Below are 1,852 nucleotides of genomic sequence, written 5' to 3'. Positions count from 1 at the left end.
CCGTGGTTCGATCGCATCGTCGAGACATTGTGATGCGGAAATTCCGGCGCGTCGCCGAGGTCGACGTCGTGAACGGACGAGGCGGTGACGGAGGCGTGGACGTCTCCGTCACTTACCCCGACGGCCGGCTCGTTATCTACCAGTTGAAGTATTACCCCGAGGGCATGTCCGGCGGGTTCGTGGGACGTCGAGACAAAGTCAAGAAGTCCTTCGTGCGGGCGGTGAAGGAACAGGAGCCGCACGAATGGGTTCTGGTAGCCCCATGCAGCAACTTCACCACCCCCGAGAAGGGCTACATAAGACGCCTGCCCGAAGCCTTCACTCCAGCGGGGAAACGTCGACCCACTGTGGGATGGATGGGTCGCGCAGAGCTCAATCAGATGCTCATCGACTATCCCGAAGTGGACCGATGGTTGACGCTCAACCACTACCGACGCACCCGGCAGATCTTCGAGCAGGAACAGACCGCAGCCCAGCGGTTGGAATGCTAATGGAGATCCGGTTCCTCGAGGACGGTGAAGTCGTAGCCGCCGAGGAAGGAACGGTCACGGAGGTCCGCCAAGGAACTCACGGCTTAACCAGCGTGATGTCGTTCTGTGGGAGCCGGCTCACGGTGGCCGCAGAGATTCCGTATCGAGCCACGTCCGGCCAAGCGTCGTCGATGGACGTCGGATACAAGATTCGCGGGCTCAGTCCGCGCTCTGTCGCCGAACTGTTCAAAGTTCTTCTCGGCCTTCGCACATCCAAAGAGGTCGAGTTCCACATCGACGGCCGATTCCTGACCAAATACGGCCGATCTAGCGACGAAGTTGACAACGAAGACCCCGACTTGAAAGAGCAACTCATGGTCTACCGGTTCGCTGAGGACCTGGCCGCAGTCCTCGCATATACAAGGCAGAGCATGACGCTTCCCAACGGCTTCAGTGGGAACGACCGGGTCCATGCCCGGGTTGCCCGACTGCTACTTGATGGCCACATTGTGGCCTCGGCCCTGGCGCGAGGAGTCCGCGGACGCCTTCCCGACAGCGCTGAGCCCACCCAGGAGATCCGCAACACCCTGACAGAACGACGAAACATCCACTGGCCGGCTGGCCGGTACACCGCTCCGATCGTGGGCCGGAACTTTGACCTTCAAACGCTGGGAGATCTGCTCTGGACTCCACGCCGGCGACCACCGCCGGTCGGCACGGTGCGGCTTGTTGAGCCCCTTCCACGGTGGTGGCGTGGGGCCCGCAGCGATCGTGCCATCGGGACGGCGGACAACGCCGGCCAGGCGGTGCTGTACGTACTCCCGCAACTCGACGTGGGCCACGAGCTTCGCTGTTTTCGGGCGCTTGGCGGCCTGCTGGGCTTTCCACTGCGCCACCAACGCCCGATACTCAAGCTTCCCGCTCCTGGTTGCGGCGTTGCGCCGTAGCTCACGCGAGATCGTGGCCGGACTGCGCCCGATCCGCCGTGCGATCTCACGCACCCCACAATCCTGAACGCGAAGCAGCGCGATCTCTTCCCGTTCCGCGAAGGATAGATAGCGGCCCGAAGGCTCATCCAGACTCAGCGGCCTCATACCGCCAGCGTGGCGGAACCACCGTGTACCCACCGGCACCGACACACCGACAGCGATCGATGCCTGCGCCGTGCTCACCCCCGTCGCGACCACCCGCCAAAACTCACGTTGCACCTGCCGCGACGGCTCCGGCCGCCCCGGCGATCGCATCGCCGGCCGAAGTGCACGATCAGCACGCCACTGTCGACGAACACCTACCGGCACATCGCTGGTCTTCCTGCTCCAGTCCGCTGTAACCACGCCGCACACCTCCGAGAATCAGGGTGTTGCGACGACCAGTTGAATCCG

General features: G+C 63.3%; 1 protein-coding gene and 1 pseudogene. One reads left to right on the top strand and one right to left on the bottom strand.

What is annotated here, in order from left to right; all coding sequences use genetic code 11:
- Nucleotides 1-491 (top strand): hypothetical protein (locus GOPIP_RS12580; RefSeq protein ID WP_211602020.1); only part of this gene is annotated, 491 nt, incomplete at its 5' end.
- Nucleotides 492-1,123: 632 nt separating this feature from the next.
- On the opposite strand, the pseudogene GOPIP_RS29095 reads toward GOPIP_RS12580, so the two are convergent.
- Nucleotides 1,124-1,714 (bottom strand): annotated as a pseudogene (locus tag GOPIP_RS29095) (transposase); the annotation flags it as partial.
- Nucleotides 1,715-1,852: the final 138 nt, after the last annotated feature.

It is taken from the genome of Gordonia polyisoprenivorans NBRC 16320 = JCM 10675, from assembly GCF_000241325.1.
Lineage (GTDB): Bacteria > Actinomycetota > Actinomycetes > Mycobacteriales > Mycobacteriaceae > Gordonia > Gordonia polyisoprenivorans.
Note: the sequence above shows the minus strand (reverse complement) of the source record. Positions and strands in the feature narration are given on the sequence as shown.